Here is a 21,673-nt window from a genome sequence, read left to right as displayed (position 1 = left end):
TTGTTTAGATGACTTCTGGCAAGGTTAGGCTCACTGTATTTCGTGAATTTCTGAGTGGATGCACTAAATATCGTGTAGGCGGGTTGGTGGGCCTGCCGTAAGGTATGCATATCATAGGACAGCGGCAGTCTGGTCCGGTTCCTGTGGCATGCTTCAGCGATGAACTCTACCTGGTAGCGTTACAACAGAGGGGCATGATGCCGGCCCTTCCAGCATGTTTGATCGTTAACGGTTAGCCCTGTTTGTTGTCGTAATCTTTCAGAACGGCGTCTGCTAGTGCCTTTTGAAGACTGGTTTCTGTAGCATACCCTACAAATGTCATCTCCTTATTTACAACTGCAATAAATGGATGTACAGATCTGTGGAGCAGCCTCAGCGTATCTATTACGGTTTCTGTTTCCGGAACGTATTCTTTTGAATAGGAAAAATTGAAGTTTGTTAAGCTGTTTTCTTCGATCATCCTGAGGAATGAAGAAATGAATTGATCTTTCCTACTCTTTTCTCCATTTTCTGGGAGTGGAACTAGTGCGATGAACTCATGATTTTGGTCTACAACCGCGAAATATTTGACGTTAGGGAGCTTTCGTAGATATTCTTTCACCACTTGCAATTTGTAGTAGTCAAATTTGCCCAGCACGAAGGTTAGTACAGTTACTTTCTGTTTGCTTACTTCCGGAATGTTTTCTAAAGCTTCGATGCCCAGTTTTTCCATTACGCCTGTTGGTTCTATAGACTCTACATTTTTCTTGATTGACTGGCTGCTGATAATTGGTTTTGCTGCCTCCGCAGCCACCGAGAGCTCCACCCCAAACCCCTTGAATCCATGGATAAACCGCCCCACCACCAACGCGATCAGGATCGGCAGCGCAGCCACCACCAACCATTTTACGTCGATATCCAGCAATGTCGGCTGGTACAGACGCATAGCAAATAAAGCCACCAGTAGGGTCAGCGAGAGTATACAGCCATAAAACAAATAAAGTCGGTTGGTGCTCATGGGTATTATTTTTATTGAGCTGCTAGTATGCGGTCTTCGAAATCGTCCAGGTCCTGCTCCAGCTTTTTCAGCAGACTGGCTTTCAAAGCAGGCTCTTTGATAAAGCTGTATTCAATGCTGTTTACGATGAATTGTCTGATATCACTGTACCGGAACGAAGGATAACGCAGCGCCAGCAGCACAAACTGTTCCGTGTGATTGGTCCTTAAGATGCCCGCGTCGTCTGTACTGATGACGATCGGTACGCCGTGGTCTGCGTAAAGCGTTACCGGGTGACGCTGGCCCTTTACCTTCAGAATAAATTCATTGCTGACCAGGTTGATCTCCACAGCGATCTTTTTATCACGCATATGCTTCAGCAACGCCAGGTTGTCTCGCTCATAAGCGATATCTACCCCGTGGCCAATGCGACGGGCGCCCGCGGTATACACCGCGTCACTGATATGCCAGCTCAGGTCTTCCGGCTTTACCGTGCCCATTGTAAGCTCTCCGGCGTGCATGCTATAGCGCACCGCAGGGTAGATGGTATGCATGTATTGAAACATCTTCATGTGCAGGGCATAGTCGCGCATGGAGAGTGGTCCGTCTTCCCGGTTAACGATGTTGACGCCTACTACCAGCGAATCCTGGCTGGCGGCTTCAAATACTGCGATCAGGTCCCTGAATACTTCCACCGGGCGTTTCTCCCGGCGTATATTGGCCTGGTAGCGCATCGTGAAATCGGAGTCATCGATGCCTGCATGAAACCGCCGGAGTTGCCGGCAGTACTTTCTTGCTGAGTCTGCCGTACTATCACACAAAGCCACATAAAGCTTTGTGAAAAGCGTGTCAAGGCGGGCCATATCTTGTAGGCGCATCGCGAGCATTAACAGGCTATCCTCTGGTAAATACTCGCGGGTAGCATATTGTTTGCCAGGTATACTCCACGTCATCAGTTCGATATATTGCACGTGTTCTTTCTTTGCCCGTTCTTTCAGTTCCCAAAGCCCTTTCGCCTCAGGCATGCTCGGGAACTTACCAAACGCATCAAAGAAGTGCTTGTCCGAAGGACTGAAGGCATCATAATAATCTTTCACACTCCACTCCAGCATCAGGCGTTGGCGCAGCCAGCTATATTCCTTTTTGTTGACAAGCGTGTCCAGTCGAAGTACGTTTGGGTCAGGTATGAAGCTATTCGCCTTGTTCTTTTTTTGGTCTTTTTGTTCCTTTTCCGGTTTCACCCTTATCTTAAAACTGTTGCTATCGCTATGCAATTTAAAGGTGACTATATTAATCCAGAGATGCTGCCTGATCGCCTCCTCGATCAACGTTTCCGTGTAAATGGCACCGGTAAAATGACTATGCAGATCACCCCCTTTTGGCATTTGGGAAAAGAAAGCGGTGAGCGCGGCCTCGTTGCTGCGGATCTTTTCAAAATAGCCATCCATTCCAAAAGATAGCTGCCGGTTAGTGGTTCCCCGGGCAGGTGCCAGCAATTGGAAGATCCAGTAAATCAAGGAGATCGACGCGATGAGGAATAGTATCAGATGTGCCCAGGTGCGAAAAGAAGGGTGGGTGGTGATCGTCATCTCCTTGGCAAGCATAAGCAGGCACAACAACAATAAGGCGGTGCCCAGCCCTGCATAGATAAAGCCGTTCCACGGAACAAAATAATGCAACACTACCAGCGATAGCAGCAGCGATAAGACGACAGTAGGAAGTAGCCGTAGTTGATACATAGTAAGTCGTTCGGCCAGACGATACCAGCCAGCACAGCCAAAACTAGAAAGCCGTCCTGTTGTCGTCTACCGTTAAAACACCTATTTTGTACCGACTGCCCCACGCTTTATCGCCACTTCACACAGTAGGGCAACAAACAACAGTATGACACAGTTACGACGATTCGCTTACGTGATTACCTTGCTCCTGGCAGGCGGTACCCTGGCCGCTCAACCCTCCTTCGATCAGTATTTTACCGCCGAAAAGAAGTTTCTCCAACTGCCCGTAAAGAATGGCGCACCCAAAAGAAACCTGGAGATCTGGAAAGACGGTGTGCGTGTACGCTTCTTCGATATGGAATTGGCAGAAGGCACCCCAGATTGGTACGCCTACCTCGATATCAGTGCGTGGAAAGGCAAGTCACTGGAAATACGGGTAGACAAACTACCGAAAGAAGCAAAGGCCTTCCGACCCATTCTGCAAAGCGATGAAGATGTCCTGGAAGGAACACCTTATGCCGAGCAATTTCGGGGACAGTTTCACTTTTCGCCCAAACGGGGATGGATGAATGATCCCAACGGATTGAGCTACTACAAGGGGCAATACCACCTGTTCTATCAACACAATCCCTACGGCCGCGAATGGGGCAATATGACCTGGGGGCATGCCGTCAGCAAGGATATGATCCACTGGAAAGAAATAGGCGATGCGATCCATCCGGATGGCTACGGACCCATGTTCAGTGGCTCGGCTATCGTAGATAGTCAGAATACCAGTGGCTTTGGCAAACCCGGCGATCCCGCCCTGGTGATGTTTTTTACAGGAGCAACCTGCTGGTGCCAGGGATTGGCCTGGACCAACGATGGTGTACATTTCAATAAACTCGACCGTGCAGCGGTACCGCGCATCAACAAGGATAACCGTGACCCGAAAGTGTTCTGGTACGAGCCAGGCAAGCATTGGGTCATGTTGTTCTGGGTAGAGCGGGAAGGTGGCTTGCATACGCAGCAATTCCTGCGTTCCGATAACCTGAAAGACTGGACACCGACCAGCATCGTAAAAGGCGGTACGGGCAACGATCGCTACCTGTTCGAATGCCCCGACTTTTTTGAATTACCCGTAGATGGTAATCCCGCCAATAAGAAATGGGTACTGTCGGCTGCGAATACAATGTATGCCATCGGCCGCTTCGATGGCAACACCTTTACCCCGGAGGAAGAGCGCTTGCTGGGCCAGTTCGGGCGAGACTACTATGCAGCACAAACCATCAGCAATGATCCTACCGGCCGGCGGATAGAGATTGGTTGGTGGAGAACGAATACCGCCAAAGAGAACATGAACTTCAACCAGAGTATGAGCATTCCCATGGAACTCAAACTGGTAACAACACCGGATGGTATCCGCATGACGCGCACCCCGGTGAAAGAACTGCAGTCCCTGCGGTCAAAGACCCTGATCACCGGAGTCCGGACACTGACAGAGAAGACGGTCAATCCACTAAAGGACATCAAAGAAGACGGGTTAGAGATACAAGCTACCCTCGAACCAGGTAAGGCCAGGCAGGTCACCATCCAGGTCAATGGGCTGGACCTGGTGTATGACGTCGTGGCGCAGCAACTGCGTGTAGACGGATTGAAGGCCACCCTGCCCCTGCAAAAAGGACAGCTGCAGTTGACCATCTATGTTGACCGCACAGGCATGGAGATCTTCGGCAACAATGGGCTGGTATTTATGCCGGTCAACAAGAACCTGACCACAAAGGAACTATCGGTTACTGCCAAAGGTGGTAAAGCCAGGTTTACGCAGTTGGACGTGTACAGCCTGCAAACAGCTTGGCAATAGCGACGGTAACTACCTGGCAATAAATGTTCAATACACCGCTGGCAATAGGGGCTCCGGATCAGGAAATGATCCGGAGCCTTTTTTGTTGATAGGATTTGCTGCGCACGCTAGTACATATCAGTAAGTTTTTGTACTCTTGACGGCGGCAGGGTATGCGCGATCATCCCGCCTTTAAAACTAATATAACCCAACTCTACAATCCAATCTTATGAACATCGAAGAGTACGAACAACAGGAACGACAGGAAAAAGCCCAACGCAAAAAGAAGATCCTTTCCTGGGTCGTGATCCTGGTTCCGATTCTCACCGTTGCTACCTGCAATTTCTACATCAACACACACCAGGAAAATGCCATCATCGAAAACCCCGAGCCGGGCGATTACTTCGTGTTCAGGGGCCTGATCGGTGACGGCGACCAGCCGTTCAAACTAAAGGCCATCGACAACGATTCCATGGAGTTTTATGTACCTAAGTACGAGCTCATGAACTTCAAATTCGGCAAGTCCGAATCCAAAGTATACGAGATGGAAAAGAAAGGAGAGTTGTACGAAGAAGGGCTCACCATGAAGCTCGCCAGGGCTAAAGTGGATAGGCTGCGAAAAAACTCCGAAATAAGCGAGCGGATGGGCCACAACGGCCGGGATGTATACCTTAAAACCGTATTTGGCAGAAGCCGGGGCAATGCCGTAGAGTCTGCACTGGAGAAAGTGGCAGGCAAAGAAGGAGAAAAAGCAAAGTAAACAACGATCTATAATGTCATTGAGGAAGCCCGGGGCAAGCAAGCCCCGGGCTTTTTTTATATGGGTGCCGGTTCCAGCCACATGCGTTTCAAACCGCCGAACAGCCAATAGTACCTCCTCAACTGTCGGGAATAATGCCCCAACGCACGGACTACCGGGTGCATCACCCGTCAAGCCATTTCCTCCGCTGCAACTTTCTCTGTGTTTATTGCAGTAAAACAGAATTACATGTGAGCGTTTTGCAGGTTTTTGCGGGTAGAATAAATGGTTAGGTGTGCATTTTTTAGTTAAGTTTACCTGACTCAGGATTTTCGGACAAGTTGTGATTTATTCTCATATTACTGTAAAGCAGCAGTTTTCGACACAAATACGCAAGCTCAGGTGTTGTGCAGAGGCTGGTCCGGGTCCTGTGTAGCATGCATCTGATCGCATAGGAACCTTTCGTAAAAACATTAATTAACCAAAACGCTAGCTATGAACAAACAAATGCTGGTCCTATTGTTTGTACTCGTAACGGGGAGTCTTACAACTTTTGCCCAAACCAGTATCAGAGGTGTCGTTACTGATAACACCACCAAGAGCCCGGTTCCATCAGCCACAGTACAGGTCAAAGGAACGTCAACAGCCGTCATTACCCGTACGGATGGCAGTTATGAAATCACCCTTCCTGCTCAAGCTACCACCCTGGTATTTATGGTGACCGGTTATATTCCAAAAGAAGTGACTGTTGGTGGCCGTACCGAGATCAATGTTGCCCTGGAAACAGACTGGAGCTCGCTAGACGAAGTAATGGTAGTCGCTTATGGTACTGCCAAAAAAGGTACCTATACAGGCTCTGCTAACGTGATCAAGGGAAGCGAGATCAAAGATCCACCGAATACCTCCTTCCAGGGTGCCCTGGTGGGTAGAGTGCCCGGTGTGCAGGTAACGGCTCCAAGCGGTCAGGCCGGCGCCACACCCAGCATACGTATCCGGGGCATTGGGTCCATCAATGCCAGCAACGAGCCCTTATATGTGATCGATGGGGTTCCCATGATCTCTGGTGATCAGGGCAACCTGAGCGGCTCTTACATCGGTTCCAACAACATCATGAATACGCTGAATCCTGCCGATATTGAAACCATCACCATCCTGAAAGATGCGGCGGCCTCCTCCCTGTATGGATCCAGGGCAGCCAACGGTGTTGTGCTGATCACCACCAAGCGCGGTAAAAAAGGAAAACCTGTCGTACACCTGGCCTCATCAGTAGGTATCACCCCTTCATGGGCTACCGACAACTATGAAGTAGGCGGAGCGCAGGAGCAGATCAATATGTTGTATAGGATCTTATACGATAACAAAACGTCTGCCGGACAAACTGCCGCACAGGCCAATACCTATGCGCTCGGTCAGCTCAACTCCAAATTCAACAGACACGGTTATAAATTCTCTACCGCTGGTACGGCGCTGTCCGACAATGTGAACATTGCCGGTATGACCGACGGCCTGGTAAACCGTGAGGGTACTTACTTCGATTGGGACGATGCCTATTTTGGAACCGGTATCTACCAGACAAACGATCTGTCGGTAAGCGGCGGTGACCAGAATACCACCTATTATACCTCGCTGAACTATACCAAAGACCAGAATAGGGTCCGGATAAATAAGTTTGACCGTATTTCTGGTCGGGTCAATCTGTCGCAGAAGGTCGGTAAGTACCTGGAGTTTACCACCAATATCGGTATTGCCCGCAACAAGCAGGTAGGCTTCAATGATACCCGAAATACTGGTGCCAACTACTTCTTCCAGGTAAGAAACCTGCTTTGGCCCTTCTATTGGCCCACCGACTACAAAACAGGGCTGCCCTTTACCGCACGGTACGGAAGCCTGGCGCAGAACAACCTCTACTACAATGATCAATGGGACAACAGTTCTATTACCAAGCGTTTTTCTATCAACGAAACGGTGCAGCTAAATATCCTGCCGGAGTTGAACATCAAGTCGGTATTCTCCTTCGATAACTCCGAGATCAAGGATCATTTGTATTACAGCCCCACGCATTACAACGGCGTGGCAACGAATGGAACTATCTCGGAAACGGGTACCACGATTACAAAACTGGTATCCTCCAATACCGCCAATTATGCGAAGAACTTCGGACTACATAATGTGAGTGTATTGGGCGGTTTCGAGGTAGAGAAAAATAGAACGAACTTCCAAAACTCCATAGGAACCAACCTCCCCTCCAGCGTATTGACCACCTTGTCTCCGGCAGGTGCTTTTACGGCGAGTGGCTTTGAGTATGGTAATTCCATCGTGTCGCTCTTATCGCGGGTGGAGTACAACTACAACCAGAAATACTTCCTGTCCGGATCATACCGCCGGGATGGCTCCTCCAAACTGGCGCCTGAAACCCGCTGGGGTAATTTCTGGTCAGTGGCTGGCTCCTGGAAGATCAGCAACGAAGAATTCATGAAGAACATTACATTCCTCAGCAATTTAAGGCTGCGGGGTTCTTACGGTATCAATGGTACCTTGCCTACACAGAATTTTGGATGGAGATCATTGACCAGCTACACACTGCGCTACAATGGCAATGCAGGTGGTTTCCTGTCTACCAATGCCAACCCGGATCTTACCTGGGAAACAAACTATACCACCAACATCGCATTGGAGTTTGGTTTGTTCAAGCAACGTTTAACAGGTACCATTGAATATTTCAACCGCGATTCCAGAGATCTCTTACAGGATGTTCCAACCTCTACGACTACCGGCTTTTCCAGCAACCTGGCCAACGTAGGAGAGATCAACAACAAGGGTATCGAATTGGAGCTCGGTGGAGATATCATCGACAACAAAACGTTTAGGTGGAGCGCTTCGGTGAATGCTTCCTTCATTACCTCCAAAGTGACCAAATTGTATGGTGGTCGCGATATCATCTGGTACGATCCGACAGGGGGTGATTCCAGGGCACAGTTCATTTACCGGGAAGGTTCCTCTACCCTGAGCTACTATGGCTATGAGTGGGCAGGGGTCGATCCAAAGAATGGCAACAACGTGTGGTATGTGAACAATCCAACGGATGCAAAGGCAGGCGACTTCTTATACAATGACAGAGGCGCTACGTACACGTTCAACAAGGCCAACTATAAAATTATCGGCGATGCCATGCCCGATGTGTATGGGGGGTTGAATACAGATGTCTCCTACAAAGGAATTACACTGGGCTTCAACTTCATCTACAAAATTGGTGGCAAGTTGTACGACGGTGCCTTCAAGGATGTGGCAGATGATGGTTACTACTGGGAGCGGATCCGTGTGAAATCTTTGTATGGTGATATGTGGACACCCGAAAACACAGGCGGTACGATGCCCCTCCTCAGAGGTACCGATCTGACCGATCCCATGCAATACAGCACCCGGCAAATGTCCAGTGCCAGCTTCCTGCGGTTGAAAAATATCAACCTGTCGTACGACCTGCCCAGGAATGTGATTGGTAAAGTGGGCATTTCCACGGCAAGGGTATTCTTCAACGGAACTAATTTGCTGACGTTCTCAAAGTATAAAAATGCCGATCCGGAAGTAAATCAGTATGGAACCCGTGGCTGGGAAACGCCCTTCGGGAAAACCTACACCTTCGGGATCGAGCTTAATTTCTAATTATTAAATGCTTTAAAAGATGAAAAATATACTGAGAATATATATGTTCAGCGTGTTGGCAATGGGCTTGTTTGCCTGTAATAAAACACTCGATGTAGTACCTACCAACCAGGTAAACGCCGATGAATCCATTAAAACGCCTGCCGATGCCCAGATCATGATCAATGGTATTGTGCGCAGCATGGGCAGCGCCGATTACTACGGAAGGAATTTCCTGCTCTACGGTGATGCAAAGGGGGGTGATATGACCATCCCTTCACAGGGAAGGGGCAACGATGCCTTGTATACTTTCAACCACTCGGCTACCAGCGGCAGCTACTCCGGATACTGGTCACAGATTTATTTTTCCCTGCTGCAGGTGAATAACCTGCTGGAAAATATCGCCCGGTTGGAAGCCACGGGTGCTACCGGCTACAACAGTTTTAAAGGGCAAGCACTGACACTGCGTGCGATGATGTATTTTGACCTCGTACGGTTGTATGGAAAGACCTATGACCTGGACAAGAACGCCTTCGGTGTTCCCAACGTCACAACGCCCTTGAAGCCGTCGGCACAGCCGCTCAGAAATAAGGTGAATGAAAACTATACACAAGTTCTTTCCGATCTCACAGCTGCAGCTCCATTACTGGGGAAAACGAAAGCCAATGGCTTTATCAATTACTACGGTAACCTCGCATTGCAAGCCAGGGTCTATCTGTATATGAAAGACTACCCCAATGCCTTGAAAGCAGCGGAAGAGATCATTACGAGTAATGTGTATACATTGTACAGCAATGCGGCCTGGCTCGATTCCTGGAAAGCGCAATTTGGATCAGAGTCCATCTTTGAGATTGGTGTTTACCCCCTCGAAGGTGACCTGGGCGCGGGTTCTATCGGAGCCTACCACAGGAAGAAGGGAGATGGTGGCAGCACCATTTTGGGTTGGTTCATCGCCAGCGATTATTTCCTCGACAGGCTGAAACAAGATGCTACGGACGTACGATGGGGCGTGATGAATGATGACGAGCTCTCTACGACGACCAAGCCCAGAAAAGGGTCTTTGTATAAGTTTAGTGGAAACACGGCACTGGCGGGTGATGGTAAAGCAACGGCTACAGCAGTCAATCTGAAGTTGATCAGGTTGTCGGAGATCTACCTGATTGCTGCGGAAGCTGCCTTGCCGACCGATGCGTTGAAAGCAGCGACCTACCTCAATGCCATCCGCAAGCGTGCTCCTGCGCTGGCACCGGCCACTGCGCTGACCGTTTCGGTGGATATGATCCTCGATGAAAGAAGCAAAGAGCTGTATGGTGAAGGACAAAGGTTCTTTGATATGATCCGGCTAAACAAGTCGATCACCTTCAACGATGAGGTCATCGGCATCTCAGTAGCCACACGCCCTAAAACAATCGACAGAACATTCTATAAAACACTGTTGCCGATCTCGCAGGCAGAGATCAATGCCAACCCCGGCATTCAGGCACAGCAGAACCCCGATTATTAATAGATATACTATTGGCGATAAAATGCGAAGACCGGCGCTCCTGCGCCGGTCTTCGCATTTTATAGGTTGTCTGCCGCAAGGGCAAGTAATATTGAGTAGCGAGGGGTGTGACAACCGTTCGACGATATGCCAGCCTGTTGTGGGGTTACGCACCTGTATTAAACTCTATCCACACCGAAGTGCCCTTGCCGGGCTCAGACATTATATCCAGCTTCCCTTTCAGGTAGTCGACACGGCTTTGGATATTGCTCCAGCCCATGCCTCCCTGGTACGAGAGGGTTTTTGTATCGAACCCTTTGCCATCATCCTCTACGGTCAAAGACACTATGTCTTCATTGTCTGATACCTGCACCAGGGCGTTTTGGGCGCCCGCATGTTTGATGATGTTGTTCAGTAGTTCCTGTACGATACGGTACACATTGATGGCCGTGGTTTGATCCGGCTCCTTATAGTGCGTGCCGATATACTGGTAGTTTACCTGCAAGGCGCCGCTTTGGTTGATGTCATGGCAAAAGTCCTTCAGTGCTGCATCGAGCCCATATTTGACGAGGATCTCAGGCATCATGTTGTGCGCTACGCGACGCATCTCCAGGATGGAGCTGTCGAGCATGTCTATACTGCGCTCCATAGCCTGTGCATGGTCTGGTGTCATCGTCAGGTTGGTTTTCAACGTACTTAAGGAGTGCTTGATGCTACTGAGCATACCGCCCAGGCCATCGTGCAGGTCCTTGGCCAGGCGGGTGCGTTCCTGCGCTTCGCCTTTGAGCACGGTTTCGGTGGCGGCCAGTTGCTTGTCGGCTTCGAGTTCTTCAATTTTCGCCTGCTGTAGTTTTTGCTTATGGTGATAGTTGCGGTATAGCAATAGTGAAATAACGACCAGCGTGGCGAGCCCCCAGAGGAGAAACCAGATCGTGAACTTTTTTTGCTGGATATCCTTTTCCTGTATGGCGAGGTAGGCTTCCTTCTTTTGTACCTGGTACCGGGCTTCCAGTTCCATCACCGTTTTCCGGTTGTTGCGTTCTTGTAAGGTATCATTCACGGCGAGCAGTTCGCGCAGGTATTGACTGCTTTCTGCCAGACTGCCGGTTTTCTCGAGCGCAAGGGAGAGGTCTTTCAAGGTGTAAAACAATACCTGGTTCAGGTCCAGGCGCCTGGCCAGTTCGGTCGCTTTTTTCAGGTGGCCGATCGCTCCTTCATAGTCCCCTTTTTTCAGGTAGAGATTGCCAAGATGTTGTAATACCAATGCCTGTTCAAAGGACAAACTGTAGCCGGTAAAGATGTCGAGCGCGGCACGGTAATGGCTCACGGCAGAATCGTAGCGGGTAATATCATCCGAATAATACTGGCCCAGCTGAGCATGAAACATACCCGTGGCGAAGGGCATGTTGAGGGTGGAGGCCATGGGCATGCCCGTTTGGGCGATCGACCACACACTATCTCTTTGCCCGGCCAGCACAAAGGCGTCGCCCAATACGATCAGGCTACGCAGCACGTATACGGGATTGTTGGTGGCAGCGGCAATGGAATGGGTTTGCCGGGCATAGGCAAGCGCCCGGCTGGTATCATTCAAATAGCGATAGATGCCGGATATATTGTAGTAGGCAATGATGCTCTTATCGGCATAGGTGGTAGCTGCCTGCAAATAATAGTAAATGGCCGAATCGGTGTTTTGATGCTGCTGAAACAGCCCGGCCTTCCGCATTAGCAGGGAGGCATACAGATCCCTGGACGCAGAGTCGGTTTTGCCGGCCAGCAAACCGGAAGCCTGCTCCATCAGCAGGCGGCTGCTGTCCAGTTTCATTTCGTAGAAGTACATGCTCGACCGAAGGAACTGCGACGAAGCCAGACCATAGTCATACCTCAGTTTGCGGGAGAGGTCGGCCGTCAGGTTCAGTATGGATATCGCGTTTTGCGGGGAAGCTGATTGGATGTTGCGTGCGTAATTGTTCAGTTGGTTTACCTTGGCTGTATCATCGGGCAAGCCCAGCAACCGAGATGCTTTTTGCTGGTCGTAATGTTCCTGCGCGCCGGAGTTCGTCGCCAGCAACATAAGCCATGATATGATAAGCGTATACTTCATACTACATAGTCTGGTATATCCGGCCGCCAGCCCGTTTACAGATCCGATATCAGTTCAGCTACTGTTTCGGCTGGTTCAGACTGGCCGGAAGGCAACTGAGCACCCCTCAAAAATCTATGTTTTACGGCAACTATGCAAGTCTTAATAAATACTGGATATGAAATCAGGGGAAAGCAGGGCTGGTGTTCGGATGAACAGCCAGGTAAGGAACCGGAAATTCCTTAAATAAGAAAACCCGCTACTTTGTAGCGGGTTTGTCAGGCTGGTGGCTTCGCCAGGAATCGAACCTGGATCTGGAGCTTCGGAAACTCTTATACTATCCATTGTACTACGAAGCCAAAAAAGATCGAAAGGGGTCTCAGAGAACGCTGTCGATCCTTATTTCAGCAGTCCTCCTACATTGCTCGCGAAGATCTTTACGGCAATGGCCAGCAAAATTACGCCAAAAAACTTTCTCACCGCTAACAATCCTGCTGGTCCCAAAAGCTTCGCAATATAGTTCAGGGATTTCAAAACCAGGAAAACAATTATGAGATTCAGCAAAATACCTATAAAAACAGTCCACTTGCTGTAGTTGGCCGATAGCGAGATGATCGTTGTGAGCGTACCCGAACCCGCAATGAGGGGAAAGGCAATCGGCACTACCGTGCCCGATTTATGATCCGCATCGCTCTTGATAAACTCCACGCCCAGCACCATCTCCAGGCCAAGGATAAAGATCACGATCGAGCCGCCCACCGCAAAGGAACCTACATCAAGTCCCAATACCTTTAAAAACTGCTCACCCGTCAGCAAGAAGAGCAACATTAAACCGCCTGAGATACCAGTCGCCTTGGCTTCATCGATGCCGCCCATCTTTTTCTTCAGACTGATCAGCAGGGGAATAGATCCCAGGATATCGATGATGGCAAACAACGTGAAAGTCACGGTGATCACATCGTCCAATCTTAATTCCATAGCCTTCGATTTATACAGCAATTGATGGTGCAAAGGTACGGGTCACCCGGCAAATGGGAAGCCTGGCCCCGGCGGGCAGATAAGGCGTGTTGCCACACTACTGCCGCGCACTCGGTTTGTGCTGTTCTTTGCCGGTAAAAATATTCGACAGCATCTCGTAGCGGAAACCCGCTCCGGCCCGGTCGATCTTTACCACGCAGCCATAGTGCAGCGAGAAGGCCCCGAATGAATCTTTCAGCGGTGTTTGCGTGATATGCGCCAGAATGCTTCGGATCACTCCGCCATGTGTAACAATCGCCGAGGGCACCCCACGGGCTGCCACGGCTTCAAAGCAACGGCGCACCCGCTCAAAAACGTCCACATAACTTTCGCCACCCGGAATACACACATTCACAAAATCATTCATCCACGGATCGACGACTTCGCGGGGTATATCGTCCCAGCGTTGCAGCTCCCACTCACCGCAATTGATCTCCTTCAGGTTGTCTTCATGGATGACATCGTAACTGGGAAACAGCTCGGCCGCCAGCCGGCTGCAGCGTTGCAGGGGGCTGCTGTACACCGCCTGCAGGTGTGGGGGAATATGCTGCCGGATAATGGCCGCCTCTTCCGCAAAAGCGTCCGTCACACCAATATCAGCCTGCCCATAGCAGGTGCCTTTCTCGATCAACGGTGTCGTATGACGGATCACGTAAATACTCATGGTACAATAATAAGGAATTCAATAGCCTACACTCAAAGTACAAAACGCCAGATGATCAGGGCCGACAGGTAAAAGGTCAATTCACTCACCTGCTGAATGGCGCCCAGGCAATCGCCCGTATACCCACCGATCCATTTCTTAAAATATCGGGCCAGTTGATAAGCCACTATAATCACAGGTACGATCGCGAGCGCAAAATGCCAGCTGAGGAAAACAACGGGCAGGCCCGCACACAACACCGCCACCAGGATCGTCACCACCGAAGGTCGCCGGGCAGTAACGGGCTTCGATTTGCTGCCATCCGGGTCGGTTACATAGTCAAACAGGGATATAGTGAATACACCCATCAACCGACTGATGGCATGCGCCGCTATTAACAGCAACAGGAAATGCCGGTAGTTGTAAAAGATATTGATCGATGGATTGGCGATATCAGGGGTAAACTTGGGCAGCTCTTTTAGCAGGAGGAATTTGGCCCCCAGGATACTGATCAGTCCGATCACACCATAAGTGCCCAGCCGGCTGTCTTTCATGATCAGCAAAATCTTTTCTTTTGTCCAGCCGCCCCCAAAGGCATCGCATACATCGGCAAAGCCATCTTCATGAAAGGCGCCGGTGGTCAGAATGCCGGCAATGATAGAGGCAAGAATAGCTATGTCTTCACCCACGTATTTGTTGAATACCAGAAAAGTCACGCCGCTGATGATTGCCACCATCCAGCCGATGAGGGGAAAGTAACGGGCCGATTTCTCCAGGTACTCCTGCGAATGATCGGTCATCTTCGGCACTGGCAGGCGCGTCAGGAACATCATAGCCGTAAAGAAGATGCGTATTTCTTTTTTCATATGCCCCCCTCCTTATTCGAAACCCCGGCCGATTCAAAAGAAGCCATCTCTTCGAGAAAAGCTGCCGCCGATTGGATCAAGGGGATCGCCAATGCCGCACCGGTACCTTCACCCAGCCGCATGCCCAGGTGCAACAGCGTATCGGCTTTCAGAAAAGCCAGCATTTTTTCATGACCCAACTCGCCACTGGTATGGGCAAAGAAGCAATAATTCATCACTGTCGGATCGAGCTGCCTGGTCAACAGCAGGGCGGCTGTCGTAATGAAGCCATCCACCACGATCACCAGCTGCCGGGCAGCCGCTTCGAGATAAGCGCCTGTCATCATCGCAATCTCAAAACCGCCCACTTTCGAGAGCAACGCAATGGGCTGGTTGTGCAGTTGGGTCAACTGATGCAGTGCGTGTACCTGTTCCAGTGTTTTGATCTTGGTATCGAGTTGCTCATTGTTGACGCCAGTGCCCCGGCCAACACAGGCTGCCACAGGAATGCCGGTTACAGCACTCATGATCAGCGAAGCCGAAGAGGTGTTGCCAATGCCCATCTCACCAAAGCCAATGCAATTGCTGCCCCGGTCGGCAATGGTGCGTACAATGGCGCGACCCTTGTCGATGGCCGACAGCACAGCAGCTTCCGGCATGGCAGGGCCTTCCAGGTAATTGTTGGTGCCTGGCCCCATGCTGGCGTTGATAAACACCGCTGGTTCTTTCAGTGCAGCGGCTGCCGCCGACAGGTCTGCATTCACACCGGCATCTACCACCTGCAGGGCGATCTGGTGTTGACGGCAGAATACATTGATGGCAGCACCACCCCGCAAAAAGTTGAGCACCATCTGGGCTGTTACCGCTTGCGGATAAGGATTTACCAGTCCCGTGGCGGCAATGCCATGGTCACCGGCAAACACTACGATATGCGGCGCACGGATGACCGGCGAGGTGGTTTGTTGTATTAGCCCCAACTGAAGCGCCAGCGTTTCCAACATGCCCAAGGCACCCAGTGGTTTGGTCTTGTTGTCGATCTTGTGCTGCAGAGCTGCCTGCAGCGATGTGGTAGCAATATTTGTTGTCATGGTAATAGATCACAAAAGTAAAAGCCATAGGAAGACGGTTGATCCATGGCATTGTTGGTTTGACTGGTTTGAGGGGCGTCGTACCGCCTGTAAACAGACTCTCCTTTGGTAAAAGGTATTGGTTGACGGAATATAGGTCCGTCGAATACAAACGAATGGTACTCGCCGTTCTCGCCACATACGTCAACATGGTCTGGTAGATCCTGTACAAAGGACGCATCGATCACCCGGCCACAGAAACTTTTATCGAGGTACTTTTCATTCACACACACGATGATGGCCTTGAAACCCAGCGACAGAAACTCCTGCATCAGTACATCCGTTGGGATCTGCCACAGCGGAAATACCGTTTCCAGGCCAATATCGGCCAGTTTTTGTTCGCGGTATATGCGGAGGTCTTCGAGAAAGATATCACCAAACGCGGCGTGGGTATAGCCATCTGCTTTCAACGACAATACCTGCTCCTGCATGGCCTGTTCGTATTCCGCCATGCCAGGCTGTTCGGGCAGCTCGATGGTGTGCAAGGGTAGGCCGATCGACCTCGCCTGCGCTTCCAGCAGCTCCCGGCGCACACCATGCATCGAAACTCGGTTGTGCACAGCATTGACACTGGTGAGCAGGCTACCCACAGCATGGCGATCATCCTGCAATATCCGGTGTAAGCACAGCGAAGAGTCTTTGCCTCCGCTCCAGTTCATGTATGATTTGAGCATGTTGTTTGTTGTTGGACAGCCATAGGCCGACCGCAAGTGCCTTTCCCGCAGCCTTGCTGTTATTATTGTTTGATCACCATCGGGATACCACTCACCATGAATACAACCTGGTGGGCCCTCGCTGCAATGAACTGGTTCATCCAGCCCTGCAGGTCGGTAAACTTACGCCCGATCTCCGTTTCGGCATGTACGCCCATGCCGATCTCGTTGCTGATGATGATAAAAGTGCCCGCTTGCTGCAGCAGATTTTCTATTTCCTGTTTGCAGTCGGCCAGGCAGGCCTCGATATCATATTGGTGATCGACAAAGAAATTGGTGAGCCACAGGGTTACACAATCGATCACCGCTACCTTGCCGGTTAGTGGCAGTTGGCTGATCTGTTTTTCTGCTTCAATGGATGTCCAGCGTTCATCGCGGTCGGCCTGGTGCCGGTCGATGCGTTGCTGAAATTCAGGGTCCCATTTACGGGCGGTGGCGATATAGGTAGGGGTGGGACTCAGTTGCAGCGCCAGTTCCTGCGCATAACGGCTTTTGCCACTGCGGGCGCCACCGGTTACGAAGATGATGCCGGGCTGCAGGTCATTTATTGGCATCCAATGAATATTTCTCGGTAAATAAAACAGGTTGCTGTTTCAGTTCCAGCAGGCATTTACGGCAAAGGCAATCCTGGTAGCGACCCTCGATATAGGCCTTTTCTTCCTCATTGAAGGAAATGCCGAAACACTGGCAATGCAGCACATCGCCCACCTTGCACTCAAATGGTTGCTGGCAGCGTGGACAGCTTTTGGGTTCATGCTTGCACATGGGTCATGGTTTTAGACAGCGGGGCACATTTGTGTTGCAAGTGAGCGGGCACATTGAACAAGGTTGGGTGAAACATCGCTGCCAGTACCTCGATACCATCCACCAGGGTGCTGGCGCTGGGTTGCGTGAATAGGTCATAGTCGGCAATATGTACTGCCTGTTGTTGTACCGCCGCCAGTCCCTGCCACTCGGGCTTGCTGGTCAGCAGGTGCAGTTCTTCCATCGTGCGTGATACGGTAAACCCACAAGGTGCAATCACCAGTACTTCCGGGTTGTACCGTACGATCTTTTCCCAGGGCGTCACGATGCTGTCGCCTGCCGGGTTAGACAGCATGTCGATACCGCCGGCATAAGCGACCTGGTACGGTATCCAGTGACCGCAGTTGTAAATAGGTTCTACCCACTCCATCACCATCACCCGTTTGGGCGGCGCTTTGTGGGCGCGTAAGGTATCGATGATCACATCGATGCGGGCCTGCAGGGCAGCGAGATAGGTGTAGGCCGCTTCTTCCTGCCCCAGGGCCGTAGCGATCGTGATGGCCGTTTCAAAAACATCCTGCAGGTTATTGGGGGTAAGGGCGATCAGTTCTGGCTGCTTGTCCAGTTTGGATACGGCAGCTGCGGTACAGGCGGTATCGATCTGACATACTTCACACACGTCCTGCGTAAAGATCACATCGGGACGAATGGATTGCAACAGCTCTTCATCGACGTAATACAGGCTCTTGCCCTGCGCCTTGGAGGCGGAGAAGATGCGGTCGATCTCGATGCTGCTGTATTGCTTGCCTTCCAGCACGCAGCGCACCACCTTGCTTTTTTCAGCCAGGGCGGTCGGCGGGCATTCAAAGGTGATGCCGTGCAACAGGTGCTGCAGGTTCATATCATAAATCATCTGGGTAGCGGCCGGTAAAAAAGAACAGGCAATCATGCGGTCAAATTGTTTGGTGAAGAGAACCTTTTTCTCTGATCGGGTATTTGCCGGCGATGGGTGGTGAAAAACTCTCAGCATTGTCAACCTACTGAAATACCAATTTCGATGGCGGCGTATCAAAAGCGGTAATGCTTACATGAAGAAAGCCAGTGGAAAGTGGCCTGCCGCGCTTCGCTGCCAACCACCCGCCACCGGCTTCCGCTTATTGTAGATTAAGCTTTTGGCTGAGCGATCTGCAACAGCGAATATCTTTTCTGCAACAGTTCAAAACCACCAAACAGGATACCGCTATACACGGCTGTGCCTACCAGGAAATTCCTTTCGTAAGGAATAGCTGCCCAAAGGCTGGTAAAATAACCGCCCCATGTTTTAGGATAGATCGAGTTTTCTACCATAAAGCAGCCCGGACTGGTACCGATCCAGTGGATCAGCGTGGCCACAAAAGCAGCCAGCACGATATTGGTAATGTTCACCTTCTTGATGATCCAGGGAGCTACCAGGGCCATCAGGGCAAAAGAGCCATAGGTCCAGTAGAAACCTTCATAGAAGAAACGCCATTCGCCATAGTACACCATCCGGTTGAGGAAGATGTCGCTGAGCCACAGCGTGAGCAGGGGGAAAAGCACGGCTTTATAGCTTTTGCTGAAATACGTGCCGCCAAACAGGGCCATGGCACCGAGTGGGGTAAACGTGGCCAGCGGGCTCATCGTGGCTTCCTTCGACAGGAATATCCGCCAGGCAGCTACTACCAGCATAAAAGCCAGCAGGATCAGCATGCGGGGATTGAATTGCTTCAGAGACATATCTTGTTGATTTACTGATTTACAAACGTACGGATAATCCTGCATTGAAGTTACGTCCAAGTGTGTTATAACCAAGCACCTCGTTGTAGGAAGTATTGGTAATATTCTTCACATCGACGAATAACTTCAATTGTCTGATAACCTGGTATTCTGCGTAGAAATTGACCAGGGTGTACGCCTTCATATCGGCGATGGAGCTGGGCGTAGTGCTGAAGTCGATGTCCTGACGTTTGCCAAAACTTTGTACACCGGCACTCGCAAACAGCTTTTTCGTGATATGATAGTTCAGGGTAGCACCAAAACTGCTTTTGGGTCTGCGCAGCAGGTTGAAGTAGGTTGTATCCTTCGCGCCATTTTTGGTAGTCACTTCACCATCTACATACGAATAGGAGAGGATCAGCTTGATCTTATCCTTGAAGTTGATCGTCGGCTCGATTTCGAAACCCCAGTCATTCTGTTTGTCCTGGTTGATGTAATAGCTGGCCCAGGTGGTGGGGTTGCTATAGAACACGATCGCATCTTTCACATCGCGTTTGAACACAGCCACCCGTGCATTGACCAGGTTATTGGTGGAGAAATACTGCACGCCACCTTCGTAGGTGATGGCTTTCTCTGGTTTCAGGTCTGTATAAGGGTTCTGGTACTCCGAGTACAACTGGTACAGGGTCGGTACTTTGTAGGCAGATGAGAAATTGGCAAATACCTTGAACTGGCGGTTGATCAGGTACGAAGGGTTGAAGTTGAAAACGCCATTGCTGCCATACACCGAATGATGGTTGAATCGGCCACCGGCTTCCACATTAAAACCACCTTTGCTGTAGTTGAAAGCACCGTAAATGCCTACCTGGTTTTGCTTCGCCGAATCTGCGTCGATGGTGCTGCCGTAAGTACCGGTTTGGATGACACCCTGGTCCATGTATTTGTAGGCACCTGTTGTTTGGACGTCGATCAGGCTGCTGCGAAAATCAGCGCCGCCGGTAAAGCTAAGGCCACCAGCGATAGGCAGGTGTACATAGGCGTCGACGAATTGCTCGTTGCTTTTGTAGAACCCGCTGAGGTAACCATCGAAGGGCGATTCCTTGATCGTAGAGTCGTCGAGGAAGTTTCTTTCAGTACGGGTATAGTTGTACAGCAGGTTCAGTTTGGCCCTGCCGATATTGAACTCGCCGCGTAAACCGGTTTGCAGGTTATCCTGGTTATAGGTGTAATCCTGGTCATCGGCGAAAGCCCCGGCATCCAGCTGGCTGTTGAACTTGCTGTAGCGCAGGTAGGGGGATATTTTGCCAAAGTTGGGAATGCTGAAACCGAAGTTGGCCAGCACGGAGTTTTGTTCATACCCATCCTTGTCAAACTTACCGGTATTGCCGGCATCGGTCGCTTCGCTGATCCCATTGGTCTTGAAATGGGTGAGGCCTACATTATAGGTAAAGATGCCCGCGCCGCCATTGGCACCTGCATTGATCTTGCGGGTCTCGTAGCTGCCGTAAGTAGCAGTTGCGTAGGGTGATACCACCTTTTGACCACCGCCCTGGCGGGTAATGATATTGATAACGCCAGCCATCGCATCGGAGCCGTAGAGGGTAGATTGGCTGCCTTTCAATATTTCGATGCGCTCGATGTTGTCGATGGGCATCATGCGAAGGTCAAAATTGCTGGTGGTACCTGTTGCGTCGTACACCGGTACCCCATCCACCATGATCAGGGTATAATCGGCCTTGGCTCCACGCAGGTATACTGCCTTGTCTTTGCCGGGGTTGCTGTTGGCACCGTTGACGTAGATGCCAGCTTGCTCGTTCAGCAGTTGCGAGAGGTCTTTGCCAGCGCTGCGATCCAGTTGCGCCCGCGTGATCACAGTGATCACTTTACCAGTTTCGGAGGTCTTTTTGGGATACTTGGAGCCAGTAACGACAACTTCGTCCATCGACTTTGTTGTTGTAGAATCCTGCGCCTGTGCGGCCATGGCAGCCAGCAGGGCAGTAAGAGAGAGTAACCTTTTTGTCATGCTCATAGTTTGTTTGAAATGATGAACTATGAACCTTCGGAATAAAAAATAGAACACAAACAGAAATGAAAAGTCTGTAGCAATAAGACCCTTTCATCCCGGCTTTTCACCCGAAAGCTCGTCGATGTCGATGCGTATAACTGGCAGGTCTTCTGGCTCGTTTCACCGTTCAACACCTTCCCATCGCACGCGACAGTGGTTTGAAGATTGAACGTATAGGAGATCGTTGTCCAAGGCGGCATAACCCGCCAGGCAACAGTTCCTCCAAAACTTACAGCTACGGGGATAGCACCGGATTTACACCGGTTTCCCTTTTAATCCACGCCACCCATGGGGTGCGTAGAAACCAATTACGGCGGCAAATGTAATA

At 50.6% G+C, this 21,673-nt stretch carries 17 protein-coding genes, 1 tRNA gene and 1 riboswitch; of the genes, 4 read left to right on the top strand and 14 right to left on the bottom strand.

What is annotated here, in order from left to right:
* Positions 1-232 precede the first annotated feature (232 nt).
* A complete protein-coding gene (locus P2W70_RS05655; RefSeq protein WP_276480462.1) occupies positions 233-997 on the bottom strand; it encodes a CBS domain-containing protein in 765 nt (254 codons plus the stop codon).
* 11 nt (positions 998-1,008) lie between these two features.
* The gene (locus P2W70_RS05650) at positions 1,009-2,715 is read right to left on the bottom strand and encodes an amidohydrolase family protein (protein ID WP_276480461.1); all 1,707 of its coding nucleotides are present in this window, start codon (positions 2,713-2,715) and stop codon (positions 1,009-1,011) included.
* Between the two features lie 145 nt (positions 2,716-2,860).
* On the opposite strand from P2W70_RS05650, the gene P2W70_RS05645 reads away from it, so the two are divergent.
* From P2W70_RS05645 to P2W70_RS05630, 4 genes are all read left to right on the top strand, one after another.
* The gene (locus tag P2W70_RS05645) at positions 2,861-4,537 is read left to right on the top strand and encodes a glycoside hydrolase family 32 protein (RefSeq protein ID WP_276480460.1); all 1,677 of its coding nucleotides are present in this window, start codon (positions 2,861-2,863) and stop codon (positions 4,535-4,537) included.
* A gap of 208 nt (positions 4,538-4,745) precedes the next feature.
* Positions 4,746-5,276, top strand: coding sequence for a hypothetical protein (locus tag P2W70_RS05640; protein WP_276480459.1), 531 nt, complete (start codon positions 4,746-4,748; stop codon positions 5,274-5,276).
* 474 nt (positions 5,277-5,750) lie between these two features.
* Positions 5,751-8,915, top strand: coding sequence for a SusC/RagA family TonB-linked outer membrane protein (locus P2W70_RS05635; RefSeq protein ID WP_276480458.1), 3,165 nt, complete (start codon positions 5,751-5,753; stop codon positions 8,913-8,915).
* A 19-nt stretch (positions 8,916-8,934) separates the two neighbouring features.
* Positions 8,935-10,398 (top strand): RagB/SusD family nutrient uptake outer membrane protein, encoded by a 1,464-nt coding sequence (locus tag P2W70_RS05630; RefSeq protein ID WP_276480457.1) that lies wholly within the window; start codon positions 8,935-8,937, stop codon positions 10,396-10,398.
* Positions 10,399-10,543: 145 nt separating this feature from the next.
* Here P2W70_RS05630 and P2W70_RS05625 read toward each other — a convergent pair whose 3' ends face one another.
* The 12 genes from P2W70_RS05625 to P2W70_RS05570 all read right to left on the bottom strand — a co-directional run bounded on the left by P2W70_RS05625 (position 10,544) and on the right by P2W70_RS05570 (position 21,303).
* On the bottom strand, positions 10,544-12,478 hold the full coding sequence (locus P2W70_RS05625; protein WP_276480456.1) for a tetratricopeptide repeat-containing sensor histidine kinase: 1,935 nt from the start codon (positions 12,476-12,478) through the stop codon (positions 10,544-10,546).
* 263 nt (positions 12,479-12,741) lie between these two features.
* Positions 12,742-12,816 (bottom strand) — tRNA-Arg (locus P2W70_RS05620).
* A 40-nt stretch (positions 12,817-12,856) separates the two neighbouring features.
* The gene (locus P2W70_RS05615; protein ID WP_276480455.1) at positions 12,857-13,435 is read right to left on the bottom strand and encodes a MarC family protein; all 579 of its coding nucleotides are present in this window, start codon (positions 13,433-13,435) and stop codon (positions 12,857-12,859) included.
* 97 nt (positions 13,436-13,532) lie between these two features.
* Positions 13,533-14,138 carry an alpha-ribazole phosphatase gene (cobC, locus tag P2W70_RS05610; protein ID WP_276480454.1) on the bottom strand — a complete coding sequence of 202 codons (606 nt, stop codon included), beginning with the start codon at positions 14,136-14,138 and terminating at the stop codon, positions 13,533-13,535.
* 32 nt (positions 14,139-14,170) lie between these two features.
* A complete protein-coding gene (locus P2W70_RS05605; RefSeq protein WP_276480453.1) occupies positions 14,171-14,983 on the bottom strand; it encodes an adenosylcobinamide-GDP ribazoletransferase in 813 nt (270 codons plus the stop codon).
* Positions 14,980-16,050 (bottom strand): nicotinate-nucleotide--dimethylbenzimidazole phosphoribosyltransferase, encoded by a 1,071-nt coding sequence (cobT, locus tag P2W70_RS05600; protein WP_276480452.1) that lies wholly within the window; start codon positions 16,048-16,050, stop codon positions 14,980-14,982. The genes P2W70_RS05605 and cobT overlap by 4 nt, the downstream gene beginning before the upstream one ends.
* Positions 16,047-16,763, bottom strand: coding sequence for a Dph6-related ATP pyrophosphatase (locus P2W70_RS05595; RefSeq protein ID WP_276480451.1), 717 nt, complete (start codon positions 16,761-16,763; stop codon positions 16,047-16,049). Before P2W70_RS05595 ends, cobT begins: the two co-directional genes overlap by 4 nt.
* Before the next feature lie 62 nt (positions 16,764-16,825).
* Positions 16,826-17,356, bottom strand: coding sequence for a bifunctional adenosylcobinamide kinase/adenosylcobinamide-phosphate guanylyltransferase (gene cobU / locus P2W70_RS05590; protein ID WP_276480450.1), 531 nt, complete (start codon positions 17,354-17,356; stop codon positions 16,826-16,828).
* Complete coding sequence (locus P2W70_RS05585; protein ID WP_276480449.1) at positions 17,343-17,567, bottom strand: cysteine-rich CWC family protein; 225 nt, start codon at positions 17,565-17,567, stop codon at positions 17,343-17,345. The genes cobU and P2W70_RS05585 overlap by 14 nt, the downstream gene beginning before the upstream one ends.
* Complete coding sequence (locus P2W70_RS05580; protein WP_276480448.1) at positions 17,554-18,495, bottom strand: ABC transporter substrate-binding protein; 942 nt, start codon at positions 18,493-18,495, stop codon at positions 17,554-17,556. Before P2W70_RS05580 ends, P2W70_RS05585 begins: the two co-directional genes overlap by 14 nt.
* 215 nt (positions 18,496-18,710) lie before the next feature.
* Positions 18,711-19,301: a DUF6580 family putative transport protein gene (locus P2W70_RS05575; RefSeq protein WP_276480447.1), complete on the bottom strand. Its 591-nt coding sequence runs from the start codon at positions 19,299-19,301 to the stop codon at positions 18,711-18,713.
* A 19-nt stretch (positions 19,302-19,320) separates the two neighbouring features.
* The gene (locus tag P2W70_RS05570; protein ID WP_276480446.1) at positions 19,321-21,303 is read right to left on the bottom strand and encodes a TonB-dependent receptor plug domain-containing protein; all 1,983 of its coding nucleotides are present in this window, start codon (positions 21,301-21,303) and stop codon (positions 19,321-19,323) included.
* Positions 21,304-21,428: 125 nt separating this feature from the next.
* Positions 21,429-21,669, bottom strand: a riboswitch (cobalamin riboswitch).
* Positions 21,670-21,673 lie beyond the last annotated feature (4 nt).

The organism is Paraflavitalea pollutisoli (assembly GCF_029360705.1).
In the GTDB taxonomy this organism is placed as follows: Bacteria; Bacteroidota; Bacteroidia; order Chitinophagales; family Chitinophagaceae; genus Paraflavitalea; species Paraflavitalea pollutisoli.
Note: the sequence above shows the minus strand (reverse complement) of the source record. Positions and strands in the feature narration are given on the sequence as shown.